Origin of the sequence: Streptomyces beijiangensis (assembly GCF_017315755.1) — a bacterium.
GTDB classification, from domain to species: domain Bacteria; phylum Actinomycetota; class Actinomycetes; order Streptomycetales; family Streptomycetaceae; genus Streptomyces; species Streptomyces beijiangensis.
In genome coordinates this window covers 1-253 of sequence record NZ_JAFLRJ010001106.1, presented here as the reverse complement: position 1 = coordinate 253, position 253 = coordinate 1, and the positions used below count along the sequence as shown (strand labels likewise).

Here is a 253-nt window from a genome sequence, read left to right as displayed (position 1 = left end):
CGCCTTGCTGGTGGCGGGGTCGACCAGGGCTTCGGCGGTGGCCTGGAAGCGGGTGCCGATGAGCGCTCCCGCAGCGCCCAGGGCCAGCGCCGCGGCCACGCCGCGGCCATCAGCGATGCCACCCGCTGCCAGCACCGGCACCGGTCCCGCGAGATCGACCACGAGCGGTACGAACGGCAAGGTGGACCGCCCGTGCCTGGCTCCGTGTCCACCGCTCTCGGTCCCCTGCGCCACGATGACATCGGCGCCCACG

General features: G+C 74.7%; 1 protein-coding gene. It reads right to left on the bottom strand.

What is annotated here, in order from left to right:
* The coding region (locus J0695_RS40755) for a nitronate monooxygenase (protein WP_206969837.1) at nucleotides 1–253 on the bottom strand (253 nt) is incomplete at both ends.